We start from the raw sequence: 24655 nt of genomic DNA on the forward strand, positions 1-24655 counted from the left end.
CCTTCTTCCTTCTTCCTTCTTCCTTCTTCCTTCTTCCTTCTTCCTTCTTCCTTCTTCCTTCTTCCTTCTTCCTTCTTTGCAAAGTTCACAGAACATCCTGCAAGACTTTGCGGGTATGTCGCCAAGCTGCCATGCCCATCACCGATACCAAAAAGCCCAAACTCAGCAACACGATCCGCAAGCCGAGGTCATCAGATCGGACGGCTTTGCTGACAGCATCAGTCAGCGGGCCGGTAATCGCTAAAGGCAGGCTCAGAGCAATATTAATCGCATTGTTTTCCAATCCAAAGACTTTGCCCCGCATAGATTCTGGAGTTTTTTCTTGAATCAGAGCCTGCATCGGCCCGTTAATTAAGGAAGCACCAAAACCGAACAGAGCACTCAATACGAATCCCACCCACAACTGTCGGGTAAAGGCAAACATTGCTAATACAAAACCCATCATCAAGAAACCGATTAACGGCAGAGGTTTGTGGTGGAAGCGACCGCCCCAGTGTCCCAAAAAGGCTGCGCCGAAGACCATTCCGACTCCCGCAGCAGCCAGCAAAAAGCCAAATTGAGTTTCTTTGAGACCTATTTTGCCTGAAAGTGCGATCGCCAGCACCTGAAGCGCAGCAAACACGGAATACAAAATCGTCAACTGCACCATCGCGTTGCTGACAAGGTGATTGTGTTTCAAATAGCGCAAACCTTCTTTGAGGTCTTGCCAAGGATGGACGTTTTTGCCACTGCTGCCGGCGTGACTTTCTTTGATCCGCATGGCATAGATCAAACCTGCCGATATCAGGTACAGCCCGCCGAGCAAAAACTCTTGAGAAGCCGAGCCGAAGCTGTGTTTGACCCAACTAAACAGCGGTTCGCCGATCGTCATCCCGACAATAATCCCGCCCATTGTGGACGAGGCGAACAGCGCATTTGCCGACATCAGTCCCTCTCGTCCCACAACCAGGGGGATTGCAGCCTGCTCTGCCGGAGCAAAAAATTGCGTTACGGTAGAGATCAAAAACGTCATCGCCAACAAAACGGCAAAAGCTTTGGGCAAAAACGGCAAAGCTATAATCAGCACGGCTCGAATTGCGTTGCAGCCGATCAGCATTTGCTTTTTGGAAAAGCGGTCTACGACGATACCGGCGGCCGAACCAAATACGATTGCCGGCAGCGTGTAGGCAATCATCACCGCTGACAGCATAGAATTTTCCGAATGCTGCCAAGAAACAGGCCAGGGTCGGTAGTCGCCTGTTTTCAGCAGAATAATCAGCAATACGTAAAAGATTTTATCCGCCACTTGGGCCAATAACTGGCCCGTCCACAAGGCGAGGAAGGGGCGATTTCTCAGTAGGGCATCAAGCCCGCTGCGGTCAGGGGGAGGGCTGGCTGGGTGCATAGGAATAGTTTAACTGACCGCCTCTGGCAATTATAGTTTTCAGCAATACGTGCAAATCTCACATAGCAAAGCGGAACCTCGGAAAACTCCTGTCTCCTGCGTTCTTTTTCTGTTGTAGCAGATGGCGGGGCAGGGCTGCTGCGGCTGTCTTCTTAACTCTACCGCGATCTACCGGAGCCGAGAACCCCCACTCCCGGAAAATCCGAGAAGATTGTTAAAGGTTGGCGTGCATTTCATCGCGAGTACAACATAGGGTAATATATTTGACAAAATACTTGCTGTTGGCAGCGACATTAAAAGATGTCACGCCGATTAAGTAATATAACGAAAGTAGTAATGTTAGGAGTGAGAAAGTTGAAAAAGGTTGAAGCTATTATTCGCCCCTTTAAACTAGACGAAGTGAAAATCGCGCTCGTCAATGCTGGCATTGTGGGGATGACTGTTTCTGAAGTTAGAGGTTTTGGGCGTCAGAAGGGCATGACTGAACGCTATCGCGGTTCGGAGTACACCGTTGAGTTTTTGCAAAAGCTCAAGGTCGAGATTGTTGTGGAAAACGATCAGGTTGACATGGTGGTTGATAAAATTATCGCTGCTTCCCGCACGGGCGAGATTGGCGACGGCAAGATTTTCATCTCTCCTGTAGAACAAATTATTCGGATTCGGACTGGGGAAAAAAACCAGGAAGCAATCTAAGATATTGGGGCAGCGGGCAATCGGTCATCTGTCATCGGTAATTGGTAATGGAGAAAGCCTCTTCCCTATTCAGTTCTGATGTCTGATTGCCAATTCCCATGCCCCTGTTTTTTTTGCCTCAGTTTGGGTTGACAATATTCGCCATTTGTGGTATTAAAGCATGGAAGGCTCGACCGCGATGAGAGTGCGATCGCTTGATATCGGGTGTCATTTCGGCAAAAGTCTGTTGCTGTGCGGGTACGCAGAAAATGGGGTCATATCCGAAACCTCCGGTACCGCGTGGAGTGTGGAGGATTTCGCCGCGGCAAATTCCTTCTACTTGCACGGCAATTGTACCGTCGGGACGGGCGATCGCGATCGCGCAGACAAATTGTGCTTCCCGGTTTTGTTCGCTTCCCAATTCTTTGAGGAGTCGAGATATCCTGTCAGCATCTGTTTTCCCGTAGCGCGCGGAATAAATCCCGGGTTGACCGTCGAGAGCATCTACCATTAAACCAGAATCATCCGCGATCGACCATTGGCCGGTTGCTTTTGCCACTTCAGACGCCTTCAAGCAAGCATTAGCAATAAAAGTTTCGCCTGTTTCCTCGATTTCCAACTCTTCCGGTTTGAGTTGCAATTCCCATCCCAAATCCTGAAGATAAACTTGCATTTCCTTGAGTTTACCCGGATTGCCCGTAGCTACAACTAGCAATTTATGATTAGTCATTATTTCCCTTAAAACTTACCCATTGATATTAACAAAAGATTCAGAAAATGGTTGCAACAAAATTCCCAAAATCTTATCAACATCTTGAATATAGTATTCAATCGGATCGATATAAACAGTAGTTTCCTCCAAAATCAAGAATTTCCAGTTAGTTCCCGTTGTCACCGCGCCGTAAATGCGATCGACCTCACTGTCTTGGTTTTGATTGAAACATTGAGCCGCTACCATTGCCGCCGCGCATTGCCCCAACCCGCCAATAATATCTTCCTTATTTTGCCTCAAAAATTGTTATAACCGGAGCACTGATGAACAATAGTTCTGGATATCCGCTAATAATATAATCGCAAAATCCTTGCAAGCCTCTTTCTGGATCGACAGTAAAATTCTTACCGGAAAAAAGAGAAACTCGTTTGTTTAACAATCGCCGAACTTCTGCTAAAATCGGGGCAATCAAAAATTCCGCTCGAGCTTTTTATGTGAAATAAAAGTTGCTAGCGGTACATAATCGCTCAGGATTGTTGTTAAGATTTCTGATGGGCAACTGGTTTTGTATAAGCAAATAAATTGCGGCTTTCATCTAAGGTTAATCGGAACTTACCCCTGCAGGGGGTAGTTTCGGTGGCTGTATTCTTTGAGCTGTATTCGTTTTAGCTATTTGGCAGTTCCAATTTTGTAGCCATGTATTTAAGATTTTCTTAATATTTAGAACCAAAGTATTGCTGTATCATAAAATTAACTCAAACCCGCTCCACATAAGGGTTGTAAAAAGTTGTAGTCATGTACTTGATTTTCCCGCTCCAGGAAAGTATTGCCCTGTAATGGTTTCAGAAGAAATGAATCTTATGTGCGGGGTAAGTTCCGGTTAATCCAAACTCTTTTTTGACTCTCGCAAGGCTAAAATCGCTGTATGCCATCTTCTTTTATCCTAAAATTAACCCGATCTAGCAATAGTATTTCATTTGTGAGTAAGATTTTTTTACGAACCGCGAAGACGCGAAGGAAGAGAAGACAAGAGAAAGAGTTGACTATTGAGGGGAGGGTTGCTATGGCAATACTATTTTATTTATGAAGAAGATTTTTTAAACCGCAGAGGACGCAGAGGACACTGAGAAAGAGAGATTTGATATCAAGTCATCCGCGTCTATCTGCGTCGATCTGCTGTCAAAAATTCCGATTAATTATGCGCCCAAGTTTTCGCCCAGTTTAAGTTTTGCATAACTTCTTTCAAGGTTGCCGCTTCTGAATACAGCCGCAACACGGGTTCGGTTCCGCTAAAGCGAATTAACAGCCAACTTTCGTCAGCTAAGCGGTATTTATATCCGTCAACTTTGTTGCAATCTACAACTGCTTTGCCGGCGATTTCTGTTAATGGTTGATTTTGCAGCAGCGACAGCAAACGCGACCTTTCTTCCATGTTTGCTAAGTGCAAGTCGATTCTGTCATAAGCTGAAGTAAAGCTGGTTTCTTGTTGCAGTCGGCTGTAAATTGCGCTTAAGTCTTCCCCGGATTTGACAACTGCTTCTAACAAGTACAGCGCTGACAGCAAAGCATCTCGTTCGGGAATGTGCGTACCGTAGCCAATTCCTCCCGATTCTTCGCCGCCGACTAAGACTTGGGTGGTTAACATTCGATCGGCTATATACTTGTAACCGATCGGCGTTTCAAATAATGGCAAGTCGTACAGCTTGGCAATTTTGGGAATTATGTCTGAACCGCTGACTGTTTTGATGACTTCCCCGGTCAAGCCGCGCCGTGAAGCTAAATGTTCGATTAATATGGGAACTAGGATTTGTGAACTGAGAAAGTTGCCGCTAGAGTCAACGGCTGCAATTCGATCGCTATCTCCGTCAAATACAAATCCGATTGACAAACCAGAACTTTTTCGCTGGTGAGTGCGCATCACCCGAAATAACTGCGACAGGTAGCGCGGCAAAGGTTCGGGTGCACCGCCGCCGAACAGCGGATCTCGATCGCTGTTGACTTCGTGCACTGTTTCTTCTAAAATTTGAGCTAGTCCTCCGGCGGCGGCCCCGTGCATTACATCTACAAATACTGTAATTTTGCCGCTGGCGATCGCTTCTTTAATCGCCTCAATATCTACCATTTCCCGCAAGGTTTTGCAGTAAGCCGGCCAAGGATTGAAATTCTCTAATTTGCCTGGAGTTGCTGAAAGTGCCGCCGGATTTTCGAGTTTTGCTTCTATCTGTTGAGTAACTTCGGGCGACACTGAACCGCCAAATCCGCCCTTGACTTTTAACCCTAAATATGCACCGGGATTGTGGCTGGCTGTCAGGACGATCGCACCCAAAGCATTTAATTGTTTGGCAGCTAAACTGAAAGCTGGAGTGGGGGCGTAGGATTCGCTCAGCAGCACGTCAAATCCTGCGTTTTGGATGGCAGCAGCCGCTGTGAAGGCAAATTCTTCAGCTAGAAATCGGCGGTCGTGACCGACAATTACGGTACCGCTGCTGCCATCGCTGCCGCCGGTTTGTGCGAGAACTTGTGCCGCTAAGGGAGCGACTAACGCTACGCGATCGAATGTAAAATCGTCAGCAATGATGCCGCGCCAGCCATCAGTACCAAATTTAATTTGATTCATTAGTCACAAGCCATGAGTCACCCGTCTATTTTATGGGTTTATCAGTCGATCGTCATCTGATTTTAGATTTTAGATTTTAGATTTTAGATTGCGACTGCGGATGAATCTGGGGGCTAGTGACCAAATTGCTTAACTGCTAGCCACCACCCAAAAAGTGATTGACTAATGACTAATGACTGATGACTGATGACTGATGACTAATGACTAAAAGAATGCAGGTTGGTGGCGGATCAAATTCAGGAATTCTTCCCGAGTTTTCTGTTCTTCTTGAAACACGCCCAACATGGCACTCGTAACCGTCCAAGCACCGGGTTTTTGCACGCCCCGCATCGTCATGCACATATGGCTGGCTTCCATGACTACAGCTACTCCCTTCGGTTCCAATATTGTCTGAACTGCTTCGGCAATTTGACGTGTCAAACGTTCCTGCACCTGCAACCGACGGCTGTACATCTCGGCTATTCTGGCTAATTTGCTCAGTCCCACTACTTTTTGGTTGGGAATGTAAGCTACGTGAACTCTTCCCATAAACGGCAGCATGTGGTGTTCGCACATACTGAATACGCTGATGTCTCGCACCAGTACCATTTCGTTGTGACCTTCGTCAAAGATAGCGCCGTTGAGGAGTTCTTCGAGGGATTGAGTGTACCCGCTGGTGAGAAACCGCATTGCTTCTGCTACCCGCTTTGGGGTTTTGAGCAATCCTTCGCGTTCGGGATCTTCTCCTACTCCCAGCAGCATTGTCCGAACGGCGGCCATCATTTCTTCCTGGCCTACTTCTGAGGGTACGGGTACGCTGGATTCGTGACCGTTGGAGGAATTGCGATCCGGTCGAGTGGGGATGCGCGGGGAGTTGTTCTCTGCGGTTTCTGAAAGTTTCATGCTGTCAGTCGAGATTGAGTTCGAGCCATTGGAATTGGTGGAAGATGCAATTGTCATAAAAAGTTGGTGTGAGGGTGAATCGATTTTCGATTTTCGATTTTCGATTTTCGATTTTCGATAGGAGGGATATAGCTAGAGATTCAAAGATTGTTGAATTCGATAAAAATTCAGCAGTCTCAAATCTCAAGTTCACAAAACTCCTGCGATCGATTTTCGATTTTCGATTTTCGATAGGGGGATATAGCGAGAGATTCAAAGATTGTTGAATTTGATAAAAATCCAGCAGTCTCAAATCTCAAGTTCACAAAACTCCTGCGTTGGACATGAGGGTGATTTCTTCAATTACTGCACTTGCTGGCAACTGAACTGCGTGCAGAATTGATTGGGCGACGATTTCTGGGGTTAACATGGCGGTGCGATCGAAGTCGGCGTCCACGGTGTCTGTGTCCCACATGGGAGTATTGACAGAACCCGGACAGATTGCTGTTACGCGAATTCCGCGAGCCCGTTCTTCGGCGGCTAAGGTTTTAGACAAAGCCATGAGACCGAATTTACTGACGCAGTAGGCTCCCCAGTTGGGGAAGGTTTGGCTGCCGGCGATCGAGGAAACGTTGATGATGATTCCCGATCCGCGATCGCGCATGGACGGCAAAACTCCTAGAATGCACTGCCAAACGCTAGTAAGATTGAGGTCTAAAACGCTCTGCCAGTCGGCTAAGGGCGTTTCCGTCAGTGAGCCGGTGTAGCCCATACCAGCGCTGTTGACCAGGATATCTATGGGGCCGAATTGAGCTGCAATCGCGCTGATGCTGCTTTGCACTTGCTCAATTTTTGCCAAGTCTGAGGGATAAGCTTCTGCTTTCACTCCGACTTCTCGGGCTGCTGCGGCAACGGCTTCTAAGTTTTCTGACTCTCGGCTAACTAAGGCCAAATTTATGCCCTCGGCGGCGAACGCTAAAGCCGTCGCTTTGCCAATACCGCTGCTGGCTCCGGTAATCAGAGCCTGCTTTGTTGTTGGATGGTTCATTCAGTGTCCTAATACTTTCGCTCGGCAACTCCCTAAAGCGTTGCAGCCTTTTTCGGCAATTTAGACAACTGTCTGCTGCGGGAGATCCCAGTTAATTATGAGATCGACATTAAGAACTGTTAAGCCGGTGTCACCTGAGAAATTATAACACTGCTGACTGATTCGCAGAATAGTGACTGGTGAGTTATCAGTTATGAGTTGGAAGTTAAGAGATTTTCACTCATAACCGATAACTCTGAATCGATCGGCTCAAGCAGAAATTTCAGTGAATACACCGATGTGGCGAAACTTTTGATACCGGAGCTGGCGTCGCTGCTGACTCGTAAGCTGTGTGAGTTCTGCTAAGTTTTCCAACAAAGCTTGTTTGAGTATGGAAGCGGCTTTGAGGGGATTTGAGTGAGCGCCGCCGATCGGCTCTGGTACTATTTGATCGAGAACGCCGAGGTTTTTCAAATCCCAGGAAGTTATTTTCAGGGCTTCTGCGGCCAAGTTAGCTTTGCCAGCGTCTTTCCAGAGGATGGCCGCACAAGCTTCGGGAGTGGCGACGGTGTAGACGGAATGTTCCAGCATCAACAGCCGCTCGCCGACACCGATACCCAATGCGCCGCCGGAACCGCCTTCGCCGATGACGGTGCAAATAATGGGAACGTCGAGGCGAAACATTTCTCGGAGGTTACAGGCGATCGCCTCTCCCTGTCCTAGCTGTTCTGCTTCTAAGCCCGCCCAAGCCCCGGGAGTGTCGATAAACGTGAAAATTGGCATTCCGAAGCGATCGGCGTGTTCCATCAACCGCAGGGCTTTCCGGTAGCCGCCGGGAGCTGCCATACCGAAGTTGCGGGCGATATTATCTTTAGTGTCGCGCCCTTTTTGATGGCCGATGATGACTGTGGGACGCCCGTCTATGCGGGCAATTCCGCCGACGAGGGCCGGGTCGTCTCCGCCGCGCCGATCGCCGTGAAGCTCGATCCACTCGTCGCTAATTGCCTGAATGTAATCGAGGGTGCTGGGGCGGCGCGGGTGACGGGCGAGTTGCAGTCGCTGCATGGGGGACAAGCTGCTGAAAATCTCTTGTCGCAGTTGGGTCGAACGCGCTTCGAGTTTGCGAATTTCGTCGGTGACATCGACGCTGTTTTCTTCGGCGAGTTGGCGAATCTGGTGAATTCGGGTTTCGAGTTCGGCCAGAGGCTTTTCAAAATCTAAGAGTAGTGGTTTGCGGTCGGGGTTTGCCACGCTGATAATTTCTATAAGGTTTTAAGGTTTTGTCGATCGACTATTTCCCGATCCTACCCTGTCAGGGGATGCTGAAAAAGAGGGGAAGTTTTGAATTTTGAATTTTGAATTTTGCTTTGCTTTGTAACCTGGTTGAAAACCCGAGGCTTGAGCCTCGTTTTTTGCTACACTATTTTTGCTTGCTTCTGATGTTTGCGCGGGTATTACTCAGCGCCGCTCGGCTCCGGACAGCCACAAAAGACCTAACGCTGAACTGTTGGCAAGTCCAATCAGCGACACCAGCGCGATCGATCTCACCTCTACGGAAGCTTTAACAGCCCTGTCTGTATTAGCTGTTGTCGCCGACCATCGAATATCAGAAAAAAGACCAACTTTTGTCGCGAATCCCCCGGGCTGGTTGAGAACTACACACAACTTTTGTTTTCGTGGTGCGATCGGGCATGATGTTAACTGTTAACTGTTAACTCTCTAAAAAAAGTTACTGGTTATTATCAGAAAAACTTTCTTCAATAACCAATAACCACAAAAAATCACATCAAAATGACATTAAAGGCCGGAAACCGTGTTTAACTGAAATCTCGCCGATTTGCTCCATCTTTTCGACAGTAATTTGATTCCGTCCCCAAGAAAAATTGGTATACAATTTTTCAAATTCCAGCAGCATTGATTCGGCAAAACAGGCAAACAACTGTCTGCCCGGCACATCCATATTGACAATCTTCATAATTTTCCACTCAATATCGAGGGAATGCTCCACAATGCCGCCATTGAGTACGTAAATTTCTGGATGCTGAACCTGAGTTGCCAAATTTTTCGGATAGCCACCGTCAATCAATAAACAGGGTTGCTTCAATGTCTTAGGGTCAATTTCTACTCCCTTTGGCATACTGGCTACCCAGACCACTATATCCGCTTGGGGCAGGGCTTCTTCCAAATCCATGATTTTGCCTCGCCCCAATTCCGATTGCAAATCTTGCAATCGTTCTTTGTCGCGGGCAATCAGCAACAATTCTGCTACATTTGTTTTAACATTGAGCCAGCGACACACCGCACTGCCAATATCGCCAGTAGCACCGCAAACCGCTACAGTGGCTTTTGAAAGTTCAATCCCCAATTTGGGAGCTGCTTGTTCTACTTGGCGGCAGAGGATGTAAGCCGTGTGAGTGTTACCAGTGGTGAAGCGTTCAAACTCCAACTTGAGATTGCGAATTTGCTTAATTTGCTGCAAATTGAAAGTCTCAAAAATGATCGAAGAAAAGCCGCCTAAAGCAGTGATGTTAATCCCGTTTTTTTGAGCGTGTGCCATCGCATTAAGGATTTTGCGAGTGGCTGCTTTAATCCGGCGAGTGGCTAGCATTTCTGGCAGAAAACAGGACTCGACATAGCGCCCTTCTATTTTTTGTCCAGTGATGCTTGTTACCGTGATATGATCAACTATTTGGGGCGGTGCGCTGCACCAAAAATCGAGACCTTGATCGCCATATTCTGGATAGCCCAGCTCGTTAGCTACTGATTGGGCGTGTTCTAAGCTGGTTAAGTGACCGATTAGACCAAACATTAAGTTGTCAAATGAAGGAAGATTGAAGATTGAAGATTGAAGATTGAAAATGGAAGAGGGAAGATGGGAAGATTAAAAATTTATATTTTAAAATGAGGTATCCCATTTTTAATTTTTAATTTTTAATTTTTTTCCCATTCCTTATGTCCGAATTAACTAGGCTGCTAAGCCTTGTGCTGACATCCGCATGATATCGCGGTTGTTAAAGCCTATGTTGCCTAGAGCTTCGCCGTAGGCAATCATAAAGTCTTCGATTAAAGCGTCTTTTTCCATTCCTAAAACGCGGGCATCGTCTGCGACAGCGTTTAGCAGCTTCCAGATGATGGGCAGGTTTTGGCGGTTGGCGGCTTCTAGTTCGGCTTTGGATTCCTCAAAGTGAGCTTGCAGCCAGACTTCCCCAAAGTTGAGGTGGCTGTATTCTTCTTTGACGACGCCTTCGGTGATTTTGCGGGCAAAGTCATCGGCGACGGGGATGTAGATGTTGTAAGCTGCGATCGCAAAACACTCAATAATTAGCGATTGAATCAACAAGCAAGTTACAATCTGACCTTGGGCCGCAGCCGTTTGGAAGTTTCTGTGCAGTTCCGAAAAGAACTCTTTGGCAAATGCCATGTCGGGCGTGACTTTAAGATTCCGGCCACAAGCTTGGAAGCCTTTCATGTGGCGGTTCTCCATCTTGGACAAGCCAACTAACTCTGCTTTTTTGTCAGCCAACAGTTCGGCCAGTGTCAGGTAATTGTCGTGAGCTTCTTGTTCGCCTTCAATCACAATGGCGTTGATGCGGCTGTAAGCATCTTTGTAAGTTTCGGTTTGAAAGTCAATTGTTGGGCTGGCCTCAAGCTGGGGCATAGATATGTAGTCTCCTTATATAAGCTTGCGGGATGTTTGGAAACCCCTTTAAAATTAGGGGTCAGTGACAGTGCACTTTACCTTTTTTGAACGCACCCCATCTAAATCAGAGATTATAGCTGAGGGTTCTTTCGACAAAGAACTTTTCTTTGACTTTCCGGGAAAAACTGGCGTCCTCAGTGTGTTTGGCAGACTTTTGCCGTCGAACACTCCAGAAAGACTATCGCTAGAATGCTATCTATTTACTAATTACTTGAATTAGTCGTTAGTCGATCTTTTGCCCGGAAATAGATGATAGAAATACGGTCTATGTCTCCCCCTTTAAGGGTTTTATAGTACCAACTCTATCTATAACATTATATCCTAATCACAACTTCCTCCCTAGGTACTCCTTCTTTCCCTCTACGACTATTATGTTGTTGTATGGGAATCTGGGAGGCGATCGGGTTGGAGAACCTCACAGGCTTATTATTTTAGGTTAATTCAGAAATTTATGGGTAAATCCTTTGACAGGTCTCAAGCGCTGGAAATGCTGAGTTTTATTTGGTTGCTGGCGGGTGCTGCGCTGGTGCTGCTGCCGCTGGCTGCTGTATTTTTGGTTTCGATATCACCATCTGGTGTCGGTGTCAAGACCACAGGCCTGACTTTTGCAAACTATCAGGAGGCTTGGCGACGGGGCAATTTTTTGTTGGCATTTGTTAATTCTACTCTAGTGGCGATCGCAGTAACTGCTTTTCAGGTTGTGACTTCTGCTTTGGCCGGTTACGCCTTGGCCAGGCTGAAGTTTCGCGGGCGACAGGCGATTGTGTTAGGGGTTTTGGCGACGTTGGTAATTCCGTTTCAGCTTTTGGTGATTCCGATTTTCTTGGTTTTGAAGTGGGGCCACCTGCTGAATACTTACGGGGCGCTGATTTTGCCGACGGCGGCTAACGGTTTTGGGATTTTTTTGCTGCGCCAGTATTTTATGACTGTTCCGGTGGAGTTGGAGGAGGCGGCAATGCTGGACGGGGCTAACCGCTGGCAGGTGTTGTGGCAGGTGATGTTGCCTTTGGCCCGCCCTGCTTTGGTGACGCTGTTTTTGTTTACTTTTATCGGGGAGTGGAACGATTTGTTTAAGCCGCTGGTGTTTACGACGCGGCCGGAGTTGCGGACTGTGCAGTTGGTTCTGGCCGAGTTTCAGGAACAGTTTACTAGCAGTTGGCAGTTGTTGATGGCGGCGGTGGTAATTGGAACTGTACCGGTGGTGTTGCTGTTTTTGGCCGGTCAACGGCAGTTTATACGGGGGATTGCGGCGACGGGGATTAAGAATTGAGGTGGAGAGAGATTGGCGATTAAGTTTCTAGTCACATCTTGAACCATTCTCCAGAACAGGCTTTCCGACCTGTTCCACAAGAATATTTAGTATTTGTGGAACAGGCCGGAAAGCCTGTTGCTGACATGGGTAAAAAGTGTGAATTTGTAGTAACACCGGAATGATATAGAGGACACGGCAGTGCCGTTTCCCTACCGGGATTCATTGTAGGGACACGGCACTGCCGTGTCCTGATTTCGGGTAATATTAATTCCGATGCTACCGGATTTGTAGTAACTCGGCGATGGAAATTGCTACGATACAAACCACGTCCACTTTCAGCAGACTAACAGATAAAGGGAATATCAAAGCTGTATTATGTGAATCTATGCAAAAACTCGGTTTATTTTTATTTGTCATATCTTTTCTGCCCTGGCTGGCAATCTTGTTTGTTGTGCCCTTCCTGCCGCTGGACATTACACAAAAAACTACTTTATCTGTCGTTCTGGCTGTTGGGGCAGAAGTTTGTTTTTGGATTAGCGTAGTGCTATTGGGAAAAGAAGTAGTTACCAAATATCGGCGTTATTTGCATCCCCGCTATCTTTGGAAAAAACTCATAAATTTTTACCGCAGATGAACAGGAATACACGCCGATAATGAGCCTGGAGATTGGCGTTTATCTGCGGTCAAGGTTGAGCTATTCGCTAAAAATTTGCAAGCGAATAGAGCGTTCTCCGTCTCCGAAATCAACTTCAATCTTTTCTCCCGAAAGAGTGTCCAAGCATCCCAAAAGCAACCGCAAATTGGGTGTGCTTGCTCCTGTATCCACGTACAATCTATCTGCCAAACTGCCTAAACGCTTCCAAATCGTGTATAGTTTGACTACTGTTTGTTCTAGCTGTGCGGCTTGTTTTACAACGTCGGCTGTCGTGCCCAAACAGCCTACTCGCAAAGATTCTTCTAAGGCCATTTCCATGTCAAGGTGCGACTGATTGAGAGCTTGCACTTGGGCGGCGGCGTCGAGATATTTTGATAAGTTCTTGGCGTCGGATGTTAGCTGTTTGACAGTATCTACGTCGGGATTTTCTGCTACTTCTTTTTGAATTTCGCTTTGGTGAGATGGGGAGAGTTTCTCCATTTCTTTGACTAAAGGAGCGAGGTAGCGGGAAGGTAGAGAACCGGTAGATGCTTTTTCTTTGACTTCTTCTGGCAATAAATCTGAGTTCATTGCCATCCATTCGTCGGAGAGTTGTTTGACTTCGCGGCGGGTGATGCGATCGCCACTTGCTGCGGCATCTGTTACCATTTGCTGCACTTCGGGAGATGCTTTAGCCGTTTCTACAAAGGCTCTTTTGCTGAAGTTTCTAATGGAATCTGGGTCTAAATCTCCTTGCTGGATCAGAGTATCGGCACTATTAGCTAATTCTATCAAAGAATAGGCTTGACTTTTGCCAATTTCTCTTTCTTTGAGCCAGTTCAAAAATCCTGTGCCCCGTCCTTCGCCGCCTTTTTTTTCTCTGTCTCGGACTGTTCGGAGAATGCGTCCCCGCCAAATGTCGGTTTGCAAGTCGAAGCGATCGCACACTTTCCAGGCATTGTCAACCTGATTGTCAAAATCAAAGTCTGGTATTTGTTCGTCTTCGGGGTCTGGCAATTGGAAATTGATATCGGTAAAGCCGTTGAGGGCTTCTGCAAGTTCTGCGGGATTTAGGGGGACTTCAGCCATTAGGAAAAATTTGTGTAGTGCAACAGCCGGTTTAATTGGGAACTTGCACGGGTTGACAGTTGAGACGCTATATGTAGCGGTAAAGTAGGCAATATTTACCTACTAATAGAGCTTTTGTGCAAGTCATATCATTATTGCACGATGGGGGGCGATCGGGCGATCGCTACCTCCACAAAAAATCTTCTCCGAGAGTGACCCCACAGCGTCGCAACAATAAAAAAGTCGGTAGCACAGATAGTCGGGTCTTGTGAATAAAGAACCACTAACCGGATAGTTAAAGGAACTAATTACCAACTAAAACGGCGATACTTTATCGCGTTCAATCTCCTCGTGGGGAGTTGTTTTGCCGTTCAAAATTGTGCCATCATCGGGGAGATTGTCTAGTCGATCGCGCTTCTTAAAGCGATCGCGAGCCGAGACAACCACCACATACAGAACCGGCACTATAAACAAACTCAAGACAGTAGAAACAACCATCCCCCCCGCGATCGCATTTCCTAGTGATCGGCGGCTGGCTGCACCCGCACCCTCCGGGTTAACCAGAGGAGCAATACCCAAAATGAAAGCCAGAGAAGTCATCAAAATCGGTCGTAAACGCTCTTGAGAAGCCTCAACTGCCGCCTTAGCAATTGAATATCCCTGCTCCCGTAACTGGTTCGCAAACTCCACAATTAAAATCGCATTTTTACTAGCCAATCCAATCAACATCACCAAACCAATCTGGCAATAAACATCATTCGCCAAACCCCGCAACGACTGAGCTAAAAGAGCACCTAAAATCGCCAGAGGCACCGATAGCAAAATAATGAAAGGATCGACATAATTTTCGTACTGAGCCGCCAACACCAAAAACACAAAAATCAGCCCCAAACCGAAAATAATCGGTGCTTGACCTCCCGATTCAATTTCTTCTAAAGAACTCCCCGACCATTCATAGCCAAAACCCGATGGCAAAACTTCAGCCGACACCTTTTCCATCGATTTTAGCGCCTGCCCAGAACTCGCTCCCGGCGCAGGAGAGCCAGTAATTTCAATTGACCTATACAAATTGTAGTGGTTAACAGTTTGCGCTCCCACCACCGGAGTAATCTTCACCAAATTGCTCAAAGAAATCATTTCATTCTTTCCAGAACGCACATACAATTTCCCAATATCTTCCGGGTTATCGCGAAACTGTTTATCCGCCTGAACATACACCCGATAATTGCGCTGCTGGAGGTTAAAATCATTCACATACTGAGCACCCAGAGCCGTTTGTAACGTACTGAAAACATCATTAATCGGAATATCTAGAGCCTTAGCTCGATTGCGGTCAACCTCCACAATTAACTGAGGTGTATTCGCCGCAAACGTACTAAATACCGCTTGCAATCCCGGTGTCTGATTTGCCTGCTTCAAAATCCCGCCCATGGTCTGGACTAAGCCATCTAAACCGCTGTTACCTTTGCGGTCTTGCAATTGAAATTGGAAACCCCCAAATTGACCTAAACCTTGAATAGCCGGCGGATTCACTGGGAAAATCCTCGCTTCTGGAATCGCGAAAAACTTACCCCGCAACTTACCAATAATCGCTTGTACAGTTTGATCTTCTCCGTGACGTTCGTCCCAGGGTTTCAGTGTAGTAAATATAATGCCTTGATTAGAAGTGCTACCGCTAAAACCAAATCCACCCACTGAAAAAGTCCCGACAACTTCAGGAAGCTTGAGGATTTCTTGTTCTACTTGATCCATTACTTTCTGAGTGTATTGCAGCGAAACACCTTGGGGTCCTTGAATAATTGTCATAAAATAGCCCTGGTCTTCTTCCGGGATAAATGCTGTGGGCACTGATAAATAAAGCCAAGCTGTTACTCCCAGAGAAGCGATGAACACGAGGGTGACAATAGTCTTAATTCCTGTGAGAAATATTAAGGATTTCCGATATTGCCGCTGTACCCAATTGAGAACTCCATTAAAACGGTCAAAAACCCAACCTAGCGGGCCCCCAAACTTCGGCCCTCGACGCAGTAATATAGCTGAAAGTGAGGGCGTGAGAGTAATAGCAATAAAGGTAGAAAGCAATACTGAAAAAGCAATTGTCAGCGCAAATTGTTTATAAAGCGCTCCTGTAGTTCCCGGGAAAAATGCCACTGGCACGAACACTGCCATCAACACTAAAGAAGTCGCAATTACAGCGCTAAAAAGCTCCCGCATTGACTCAAAAGCTGCTTCGCGGGCATTCATTCCTTGGCGGATAAGGCGGTCAATATTTTCTACTACAATGATAGCGTCATCAACCACTAATCCCGTCGCTAATGTCAGACCAAACAGAGATAAACTGTTAATCGTAAATCCGAAAACTTTGATAAAGGCAAACGTCCCAATCAAAGAAATTGGAATTGTGATGATAGGAATAATAGTGGTGCGCCAGTCTTGCAAGAAAACAAAAATCACTATCACCACTAGCAAGACTGCTTCAAATAAGGTCTTGACTACTTCTGCCATCGACTCTTCTACAAACAAAGTCGTGTCCAGCGCTACTCTATGTATCAACCCCGGAGGGAAAGCAACAGCTAGTTTTTCCATTTCTGTCTTGACGGCATGGGCAACATTCAAAGCATTACTTCCAGGCAGTTGGTAAATCCCTAAACCTACTGCATCATTGCCTCGAAATCGCAGAAATGAGCTGTAATTCTCTGCCCCTAGTTCTGCTCTCCCCACATCTTTTAATTTAACTAACGTTCCATTGGTTTCTGTTTTGAGGACAATTTCTTCAAATTCTGCTGGTTCTTTGAGGCGACTTTCAGCACGCAAGTCAATTTGATACATTTGTCCCTGCGGAGCAGGTTCTTGACCAACTCTCCCAGCACCAACTTGCAAGTTTTGTTCGTTGAGAGCGCTCGTTACATCTTGCATTGTGAGACGGCGAGCTGCTAATTTATTGGGGTCTATCCATAAACGCATTGCATAGCGTCTTTCCCCAAAAATTCGCACGTCGCCAACACCTTTTACTCTTTTTAAGGCATCGGCTAAATATAGGTCAGCGTAGTTGCTTAAAAATATGGTGTCGTATTCTTTATTTTCTGTAAATAAGCCGATCGCTAATAGGAGACTTGTAGATTGTTTTGTAACTCTAACTCCTGTGCGTTGTACGGCATCTGGTAATTGGGGTTGAGCAACTGCAACTCGATTTTGAACATCGACGCCGGCAATGTCTTTGTTGCGCGAGGAATCAAAGGTAGCTGTAATGGTGCTGGTGCCATCGTTACTACTACTGGAAGTTAGATATTTTAGTCCTTCAACGCCGTTGATTTGCCTTTCTAGGATGTTGGTAACTGCATTTTCGACAATTTCAGCACTCGCCCCGCTATAGTTAGCTGTGACGTTGATTTGGGTAGGGCTAATGTCGGGGAAGCGCTCGATCGGCAGGCTGGGAATGCTGATTGCGCCTACCAAGATAATAATTAAGGCGCAGACGCTAGCAAAGACAGGTCGTTTAATAAAGAAATCTGCAAACATTATTTGGGTAATGGGTAGTTGCGGATGGCTAATTGCTAATTGCTAATTTACCCGATATTGTAGGGGTCGTGCCCCCGTGCCGACCCCCATCCAGAAGGGATCGGGGCAGGGCAGCGACGGGGGGCAGCCCCTACAAGAATGAAACAGCCCTACTTAAAAAGGGAGACAAGAACTGGAGGTAGCATATTAATTTTTGCCCCCCACTGGTAAATTTTTCCCTACTTCTTTCCCTTCCTCTTGAGCCATAATGGGAACCCCGTCTGTCAGGTTAAGGATGCCGGCAGTAACAATTTTTTCCCCGGCTTTCAAACCTTCGATAACTTGATAATTATTCCCCTCAATCGCTCCCAATTTCACGGCTTTTTGGTGCGCTACTAAAGGAGGCATTCCAGGTTTTGGCTGTTCCGGCTTTTGAGCTGTGAAGACAAAAGTTTCCCCACCTAAGCGAGTGACTGCTGTGACTGGAACTAAAATTCCGGGGTTCTGTTTCCAGATAACTTTAGCTTTTACAAACTGGAGATTAAGCAGTTCGCCGGTGGGGTTGGGAAAGGTGGCTTTAGCTAAAATTGTTTGGGAATTGGCGCTGACGTTGGGGGAGATAAAACTGATTTGACCTTGGGCGATCGCCTTACCTTGAGCGTCGAGCATTTGTACTGGCAGCCCTAAGCGTAATTGAGGCTGCCGTTCCAAAGGAATTGATAACCGCAAGTCTAGCAATTGGTTCTCAGTCAGGGTGGCAATGGCGTTACCTTTTTGCAAGTTATCACCTACTTTCACTGGTATGTCGCCGATGACTCCCGCGAAGGGCGCGATGACAGCAGTTTCTTGCAGTTGTACTTCAAAGCCGCGCACTTGAGCGGCGGCCTCGGCAACTTGCGCTTCAGCTTGATCGAGCTGTTCTTGGCGCGTACCGTTGGCTAACTGCGCTAATCTGCTCTTGGCTTGTGCGACTTCTGCTTCGGCTTTGGCTATTTCCTCTGGGCGCGAACCGTTTTGCAATTGCCGCAAAGCTTGCCGCTGCTGTTGCAAGGCTGCTGTCCGGCGCTCGATCTCGGCTTGTCTGTTCTTTTGCCGCTGCTCAAACCGCCTTTGAGCTTCTCGGAGGTTGGCTTGGGCGGTGCCTGCTTTTTGGGTGTATTGTTCCAGGGTGTTCGCGGATTCTGCGCCTTCTTGTGCCAATGCCTGATATCTGGCAAGCTGCTGGCTGGCTAACTTTGCTTCGGCTGTGCTTGCTTCTATTTGCGCTCTGGCTTGGGCGATGTCTTCTAAGAGGCTACCTGTTTGGGCGTCGGCGAGGTCGGCTTCAGCTTGGCTAACGCGGGCTTGGGCTTGACCAATTTCTTCTGGCCGAGAGCCCGATCGCAGTTGGGCTAGGTTGGCTTGGGCTTGGGCGACTTGGGCTTGAGCTTGGGCGATTTCTTCGGGCCTGGTTCCTGCTTGCAATTCGGCTAAGTGGGATTGAGCGCGGATCAGGTTGGCTTGGGATTGCCTCAAGTCAGCTTGGGCGCTGTCGCTTTTCATGCGGGCGATGACTTGCCCTTGGTTTATGAAGTCCCCGGATTTGACAAAAATCTCAGTGACTAGCCCTTCTACTTCGGGTTTGATTTCTACCGAACGCTTGGCTTCTAAGCTGCTGACAAATTCCGAGGCATCTTGGACTGAACTGGTTTCTACGGCTGCCAGCTTGACTGGTATGCCTTGGGGTTGGGCTGCTGCTGCCGGTGGCTGTGCGCGATTATGACCCGATTGCCACGAGTACCAGCCGATACCTGCTGCGCCTGCGGCGATCGCGAGCGCGGCAATTAGAGGCCAGCGCGATCGCGGTTTACCAGGTTCGGGGCGATCGGCAACGGGGGTCAAATCCTGCGGTCGATCGCTGTCTGCATCTGCATCGGTTGGGTGAAGTTCCGGTGTGGCAGATTTTTGCTCTTCAGCTTCAACCACGGATTCTGGGGATTTAGAATAACTCATTGGCAGCACCACTTAGATTTTTTTTTACGTCTGACTGACTGAGACTTTGGCGGAATTTTTCATCCCCGGGCGTCCCCTGAAAAAAGGGGGAATCAGGACAAGCGCTTTGAAACAGGATGGAATCTGGAAAGTCTCTTTTTAATGGGGTTGGGGTATGTGAAGCGCTTTAGTCTGCCGATGATGGCAGTTAGCCAAGCTAGGGAGGGATTATTTTTAGGAAAGTTGTTTTTTATCTTTCAAAAGCTACGCTATCCAGGGAAGATTACACATCCTTCTTATGACTCACCTGAGTGGGTGAGTTGCAAGGATTTTCCCTTGGCTTCAGCGGATTCAGCGGAGGTTGGGGAGTCACGCACTCCGGCGGCGATCGCGCTTTTTTCCTTAGCTAGTTGCTCGGTTAACCACTCTATCTCTGACGCCAGCACTGACTTGCAGCGATCGCGAGAGGCGAATTGATAGTCGTCGGTTAGCGGATATTCGCTCTTGAGGCTTTCGATGTAGTCTTGTCGGGTGTAACAAGCTCGCAAGCGGTGTTCCAACAATTTCAGCCGTTCAGCGGGTTCTAAGTCGCCAAAAAAGAAAAATTTGATTTGGAACCGGGAACCGCTGTTAACCCAGCTTTCTTGAGGGTGTTCGAGCATTTTTTCCCTCCAGAGTTCGCGCCCTTTGGCGGTAATTCCGTAGATTTTGCGCGGACAGCCGGCATCTCCGGCTTCTTCGGCTATTACCGAAATCTCCCCTCGCTCTTCCAAGCGCTTCAGCAGCGGGTAAATCGCTCCGTAGTTAACGCTGATGCAACTGCTCATAAACAGCTCCAGTTGTTGCTTTAGCCGATAGCCGTGCAGGGGTTGCAACTGTAGCAGCCCAAGGGCTGATAATTCAAGCATTTATATCAATTTGATATTATAGTCTGGATTATATAACTATATCTGACTCAAGGGCGATCTGGTCAATAGCTAGTTTGAAAGAAACTTGAGAGTTACATACACATTTAATAAGCTTTGTCAATACCCTTAAGATATATTATTTTAGGTTCGAGAAAGGGCGATCGCTTTATAATTACAGAATCCATTTGAGAAATAACAAGAGTGCTGATTTACCTCGATTTCGGTCAGAGGAACGCCAGAATCTCACTTTGAACACAAGTGAGATTCTGCCTGGTCTTGGATGTCTCCGAAATGATTTAATAGACTCTGCTCAATAGCTGCGATTTCTGCCGCATATCTCTTTTGGGTAAAAGCACCAGAACTTTTCTTGGCATGGTTGGTTGAATTTTAAAACCCTGAGAAATTTTAGTATTCCTTGAGAACTTTTCGGAGCACCTAACAGTTTTTTTCTAGCTCGTAGTTAGAAATTATTTGTCAAGTATAAATCATCCTAAATCCAGATGTTTTTACTGGCAAGTCATCCTACTCAAACTTAATTTTTTAAGTACAATTCATACCAGATGAGTTCCTCTGAAACTGACACAGCTAAAGTGATTTATATTTAGCCTAAAACCCAAAATTAACGCCCGGTAATTACTTGAAATAGCCACCCAAAAAGCATCACGCTTAAGAAAATCACGCCTCCGACAATTAACATCAAACCCAACAGCAAAGCAGCCACAAATAGCCAATCGGCTTTTTTGCCTTGTTCGGGGGAACCTAAATGAGCATCCAGCAATTCTATATTTTTGACATTAGCTTTCCAAGCAACATCCAACAAGTCTCCGGCCACAGGTACAGTACCGGCAACTGTATCAAATACGATATTAGCTGCCATTTGTACTAAAGTCTCTTGAGGCACTCCCATTTGAGCGGATTTGAAGACAACATAACCTGCAAAAATTGAACTGATTAAATCGCCGCCGCCCGGTATCAGTCCCAATATCGGATCGAGTCCGATGCGGTATTTTGTGCCGGGAATTGGAATTGAATTGTCTAGTAAATGGCTGATCCGGCGGAGTCGGCGCAAGGATGCTACATGAGATGGGCTGGGAGTATTTGGGGAGGAATTTTGTATAGGAGAACGTGACATTTGATTGCTCTCGATTGCGATATTATATCGTTTTTGGTTGCATCGGAATGATACCGAGGACACGCCACGGTGCCGTGTCCCTACCCCGATTATTGTAGGGACACTCTTGCTCTCGCCGTGTCGTGACTGTGGGTAATATTAATTCCGATGCAACCGGAGTTGATATTACTGTTAGTTTATGATATTTACTGAAGCATATTCAAGTTTTTTCACTATACCTCAAGCAGATTTTTACTGATTTTGGGCGATCGCCTTTGGTTTGTTTTTGAATGCACAGAAACCCGGTTTCTGTTCAAAACCGGGTTTCTTGCTTCTAGCTGGGGGCTTTTAATTTAGCCTTTTATTTGTTGCCTTCAGTGAAGTCGGCGTCAATCACGTCGTCGCCGCCGCCAGTGGGGCCGCCGTCTCCGTAGCCGCCGGGGCCGCCGGGGCCACCAGGACCGTCAGTCGGGCCGCCTGCTTGCTGGTACAGGTTGCTGCTGACAGCGTAGAATGCTTGCTGCAACTCTGTTGTCAAGGTTTTGATGCGATCGTCATCTTCACTACCGATCGCATCGCGCAAGTCTTTGATCAACCCTTCAACCTTAGTCTTGTCAGCAGGGGGAACTTTATCACCCAATTCTGCCAACTGCTTCTCAATTTGATAGGCCAAAGAGTCGGCTTGGTTTTTGCGATCGATCTTTTCGCGACGTTCCTTGTCAGCAGAAGCATTCGATTCGGCTTCCTTCACCATGCGATCGACTTCATTGCTGGGCAAAGTAGAAGCACCAGTAATGCTAATCGATTGCTCCTTGCCAGTACCTTTATCCTTAGCAGCTACATTCAAAATACCGTTAGCATCGATATCGAAAGTAACTTCAATTTGAGGTACGCCGCGGGGGGCAGGTGGAACTCCATCTAAGCGGAAGGTTCCCAAATCCTTGTTGTCATTCGCCATTTCTCGTTCGCCTTGCAAAACGTGAATTTCCACGTTTGTTTGGCCGTCTACAGCCGTCGAGAAAGTTTCCGACTTCTTAGTAGGAATAGTGGTGTTGCGGGGAATGATTTTAGTCATTACGCCGCCCAAGGTTTCGACGCCGAGAGACAGCGGAGTAACGTCGAGCAAGAGGATGTCTTTGACTTCGCCTGCAAGTACGCCGGCTTGAATTGCTGCACCGACTGCTACCACTTCATCCGGGTTTACCGTTTGGTTGGGGTCTTTGCCGAGGATTTTTTTGACCAGTTCTTGCACCGCAGGAATGCGTGTAGAACCACCAACTAAGACAACTTCATTAATTGCAGATTTGTCTAATTTGGCGTCGCGGATCGCATTTTCTACCGGGATGCGAGAGCGATCGATCAAATCCGAGCACAGTTCTTCAAACTTGCCCCGCGTCAAAGTCGTGTCCAAGTGTTTTGGGCCGTCTTGAGTCGCGGTAATAAACGGCAGGTTGATTTCTGCTTGGGTAACGCTTGACAGTTCAATCTTGGCTTTTTCGGCTGCTTCCGTCAGGCGTTGCAGTGCTTGTTTGTCTTTGCGGAGGTCAATTCCTTCGGCTCTTTGGAATTCGTTAGCGATGTAATCGACGATTTTTTTGTCGAAGTCGTCACCGCCGAGGTGAGTGTCTCCAGAAGTTGCTAGCACTTCAAATACGCCGTCGCCCACTTCTAGAATAGATACGTCGAAAGTACCGCCACCTAAGTCAAATACGAGGATGGTTTCGTTGCTCTTTTTATCTAATCCGTAAGCTAAAGCGGCCGCTGTAGGTTCGTTAATAATCCGCAGCACTTCAATCCCGGCAATTTTACCAGCGTCTTTCGTAGCTTGGCGCTGGGAGTCGTTGAAGTAAGCGGGAACAGTAATTACCGCTTGGGTGACAGTTTCGCCGAGGTATTTGCTGGCGTCTTCTACCAGTTTGCGGAGAACTTGTGCAGAAATTTCTTCTGGGGCAAATTGCTTGCCGCGGGCGGGACAGTCGAGTTTGAGGCTGTTGCCGACTTTGAGGACTTTGTAGGAAACTTCAGTGGTTTCATGGGCTACTTCATCAACCCGACGCCCGATAAACCGTTTTACTGAGTAAAAGGTGTTTTCGGCGTTCATCACGGCTTGACGCTTGGCGATTTGTCCGACAAGTTGATCGCCATTTTTAGCATATGCTACTACAGAAGGTGTGGTGCGACCCCCTTCGGCGTTGGCTATGACGGTGGGTTTGCCGCCTTCCATAACTGCGACGCAGGAGTTTGTCGTACCTAAGTCAATTCCAACTACTTTTCCCATAGGGGTGTTCCGGCTCCAATCTCTACAAAATTTTGGTTTTCTATCTGTGCGATAGTCTGGTTATTCAGGACTGCGATTTCACCTGCGGAGGTGTACGGATAGTGAGTCCTGCTTTAATACAGTCTTCGATAGGGTGCTTATCTCTATACTGCGGGCGGTTAGACCGGGGGATGAAGGCGTGTTTACCGAACCTGTTGGGGGACGGTTGCATTCACGAGCCTTGCACCGCTACAGTTGTTGACTGCTTTTCTTTACTCTTCCTAATGTACGGGGTTCGATCGATTCGGGTATTGTGGCAAACCGTATAGGTTGTGTTGTATTTGCCGTCTTTGTTGTATGAATTTTGTTGGGGTGGTTCGGGGCGAGCGGTCGATCGGCTTCAAAATAAAAGTAAAATTTATCAGTTAGAGTGATGAGTTAGATACCTACCAATTTGCTGCTTGTTTAATTGTACTCATCAGAATAAACAGTGAAAAAGGACTATCTTGGTACTCCAAGAAACCGCACCTTTTGTAAAATTCTTTAGCTTGTTCGTCAATAGCATCTACCCTGACAGCATAAATTCCCATATTTTGGGATAAATTCAGTGCATTCTCGAAGGCATGGCGCAGTAACCGCTTCCCCAACCCTCTACCTTGCATTGATTGATCGACTGCAAGTTTCCCAAGCAGCATAGCAGGAGGGGGATAGTTGGGGAGATTTTCTCGCAAGTTAGGTGGTAGCTGGGTACGATCGAGTAAATTAGCGCTGCAAGCATAATAGCCTGCTATTGTGTAGTTATCTTCACCTGCTAAAGCTACAAAAGTTCTAGCAGTACCGAGGCGATCGTTATGCTTTGCATATCGTTTGAGATAAGCATCTAATTCTGTATTTCCCGAATTAAATGGGTCTTTTCTAAGACTGCTCGTACTTCGGTTTATATCTTCTAGACGGCTAATAGTCCAATTCACTCGCTTTACTGT

At 47.1% G+C, this 24655-nt stretch carries 19 protein-coding genes; 3 read left to right on the plus strand and 16 right to left on the minus strand.

Annotated features, from left to right (window positions below):
* Positions 1 to 85: 85 nt before the first annotated feature.
* On the minus strand, positions 86 to 1384 hold the full coding sequence (locus QUA99_RS11375) for an MFS transporter (protein WP_333245613.1): 1299 nt from the start codon (positions 1382 to 1384) through the stop codon (positions 86 to 88).
* Positions 1385 to 1738: 354 nt separating this feature from the next.
* On the opposite strand from QUA99_RS11375, the gene QUA99_RS11380 reads away from it, so the two are divergent.
* The gene (locus QUA99_RS11380) at positions 1739 to 2077 is read left to right on the plus strand and encodes a P-II family nitrogen regulator (RefSeq protein WP_265234570.1); all 339 of its coding nucleotides are present in this window, start codon (positions 1739 to 1741) and stop codon (positions 2075 to 2077) included.
* A 118-nt stretch (positions 2078 to 2195) separates the two neighbouring features.
* On the opposite strand, the gene rdgB is transcribed toward QUA99_RS11380, so the two are convergent.
* From rdgB to QUA99_RS11420, 8 genes are all read right to left on the minus strand, one after another.
* A complete protein-coding gene (gene rdgB, locus QUA99_RS11385; protein ID WP_333245610.1) occupies positions 2196 to 2786 on the minus strand; it encodes an RdgB/HAM1 family non-canonical purine NTP pyrophosphatase in 591 nt (196 codons plus the stop codon).
* 15 nt (positions 2787 to 2801) lie between these two features.
* Positions 2802 to 3068 carry a hypothetical protein gene (locus QUA99_RS11390; protein ID WP_333245607.1) on the minus strand — a complete coding sequence of 89 codons (267 nt, stop codon included), beginning with the start codon at positions 3066 to 3068 and terminating at the stop codon, positions 2802 to 2804.
* 892 nt (positions 3069 to 3960) lie between these two features.
* Positions 3961 to 5385 (minus strand): phosphoglucomutase/phosphomannomutase family protein, encoded by a 1425-nt coding sequence (locus QUA99_RS11395; RefSeq protein ID WP_333236749.1) that lies wholly within the window; start codon positions 5383 to 5385, stop codon positions 3961 to 3963.
* A gap of 204 nt (positions 5386 to 5589) precedes the next feature.
* The gene (folE, locus tag QUA99_RS11400; RefSeq protein ID WP_333236751.1) at positions 5590 to 6324 is read right to left on the minus strand and encodes a GTP cyclohydrolase I FolE; all 735 of its coding nucleotides are present in this window, start codon (positions 6322 to 6324) and stop codon (positions 5590 to 5592) included.
* A 244-nt stretch (positions 6325 to 6568) separates the two neighbouring features.
* Complete coding sequence (locus tag QUA99_RS11405) at positions 6569 to 7294, minus strand: SDR family oxidoreductase (protein ID WP_333236753.1); 726 nt, start codon at positions 7292 to 7294, stop codon at positions 6569 to 6571.
* Positions 7295 to 7543: 249 nt separating this feature from the next.
* Positions 7544 to 8524, minus strand: a complete 981-nt coding sequence (gene accA / locus QUA99_RS11410) for an acetyl-CoA carboxylase carboxyl transferase subunit alpha (RefSeq protein ID WP_333236755.1) — start codon at positions 8522 to 8524, stop codon at positions 7544 to 7546.
* A gap of 535 nt (positions 8525 to 9059) precedes the next feature.
* Positions 9060 to 10082 carry a long-chain acyl-[acyl-carrier-protein] reductase gene (locus QUA99_RS11415; RefSeq protein ID WP_333236757.1) on the minus strand — a complete coding sequence of 341 codons (1023 nt, stop codon included), beginning with the start codon at positions 10080 to 10082 and terminating at the stop codon, positions 9060 to 9062.
* Positions 10083 to 10238: 156 nt separating this feature from the next.
* The gene (locus tag QUA99_RS11420) at positions 10239 to 10931 is read right to left on the minus strand and encodes an aldehyde oxygenase (deformylating) (RefSeq protein WP_015174838.1); all 693 of its coding nucleotides are present in this window, start codon (positions 10929 to 10931) and stop codon (positions 10239 to 10241) included.
* 493 nt (positions 10932 to 11424) lie between these two features.
* On the opposite strand from QUA99_RS11420, the gene QUA99_RS11425 reads away from it, so the two are divergent.
* Together QUA99_RS11425 and QUA99_RS11430 are read left to right on the plus strand one after the other, a co-directional pair.
* Positions 11425 to 12243 carry a carbohydrate ABC transporter permease gene (locus QUA99_RS11425; RefSeq protein WP_333236759.1) on the plus strand — a complete coding sequence of 273 codons (819 nt, stop codon included), beginning with the start codon at positions 11425 to 11427 and terminating at the stop codon, positions 12241 to 12243.
* A 283-nt stretch (positions 12244 to 12526) separates the two neighbouring features.
* Entirely contained in the window at positions 12527 to 12859 is a 333-nt protein-coding gene (locus QUA99_RS11430) for a transporter suffix domain-containing protein (RefSeq protein WP_333236764.1), read from the plus strand.
* Positions 12860 to 12919: 60 nt separating this feature from the next.
* On the opposite strand, the gene QUA99_RS11435 is transcribed toward QUA99_RS11430, so the two are convergent.
* From QUA99_RS11435 to QUA99_RS11465, 7 genes are all read right to left on the minus strand, one after another.
* Positions 12920 to 13948 carry a hypothetical protein gene (locus QUA99_RS11435; RefSeq protein ID WP_333236766.1) on the minus strand — a complete coding sequence of 343 codons (1029 nt, stop codon included), beginning with the start codon at positions 13946 to 13948 and terminating at the stop codon, positions 12920 to 12922.
* 294 nt (positions 13949 to 14242) lie between these two features.
* On the minus strand, positions 14243 to 17446 hold the full coding sequence (locus tag QUA99_RS11440; protein ID WP_333236768.1) for an efflux RND transporter permease subunit: 3204 nt from the start codon (positions 17444 to 17446) through the stop codon (positions 14243 to 14245).
* Positions 17447 to 17632: 186 nt separating this feature from the next.
* Entirely contained in the window at positions 17633 to 19417 is a 1785-nt protein-coding gene (locus tag QUA99_RS11445; RefSeq protein ID WP_333236770.1) for an efflux RND transporter periplasmic adaptor subunit, read from the minus strand.
* A 275-nt stretch (positions 19418 to 19692) separates the two neighbouring features.
* Positions 19693 to 20304 carry a PadR family transcriptional regulator gene (locus tag QUA99_RS11450; protein ID WP_333236772.1) on the minus strand — a complete coding sequence of 204 codons (612 nt, stop codon included), beginning with the start codon at positions 20302 to 20304 and terminating at the stop codon, positions 19693 to 19695.
* A gap of 619 nt (positions 20305 to 20923) precedes the next feature.
* Positions 20924 to 21436, minus strand: a complete 513-nt coding sequence (locus QUA99_RS11455) for a DUF4112 domain-containing protein (RefSeq protein ID WP_333236774.1) — start codon at positions 21434 to 21436, stop codon at positions 20924 to 20926.
* 340 nt (positions 21437 to 21776) lie between these two features.
* Positions 21777 to 23693: a molecular chaperone DnaK gene (dnaK, locus tag QUA99_RS11460; RefSeq protein WP_333236776.1), complete on the minus strand. Its 1917-nt coding sequence runs from the start codon at positions 23691 to 23693 to the stop codon at positions 21777 to 21779.
* A 425-nt stretch (positions 23694 to 24118) separates the two neighbouring features.
* Positions 24119 to 24643: a GNAT family N-acetyltransferase gene (locus tag QUA99_RS11465; protein WP_333236778.1), complete on the minus strand. Its 525-nt coding sequence runs from the start codon at positions 24641 to 24643 to the stop codon at positions 24119 to 24121.
* Positions 24644 to 24655: the final 12 nt, after the last annotated feature.

Source organism: Microcoleus sp. F10-B2 (assembly GCF_036704965.1).
GTDB lineage: Bacteria > Cyanobacteriota > Cyanobacteriia > Cyanobacteriales > Microcoleaceae > Microcoleus.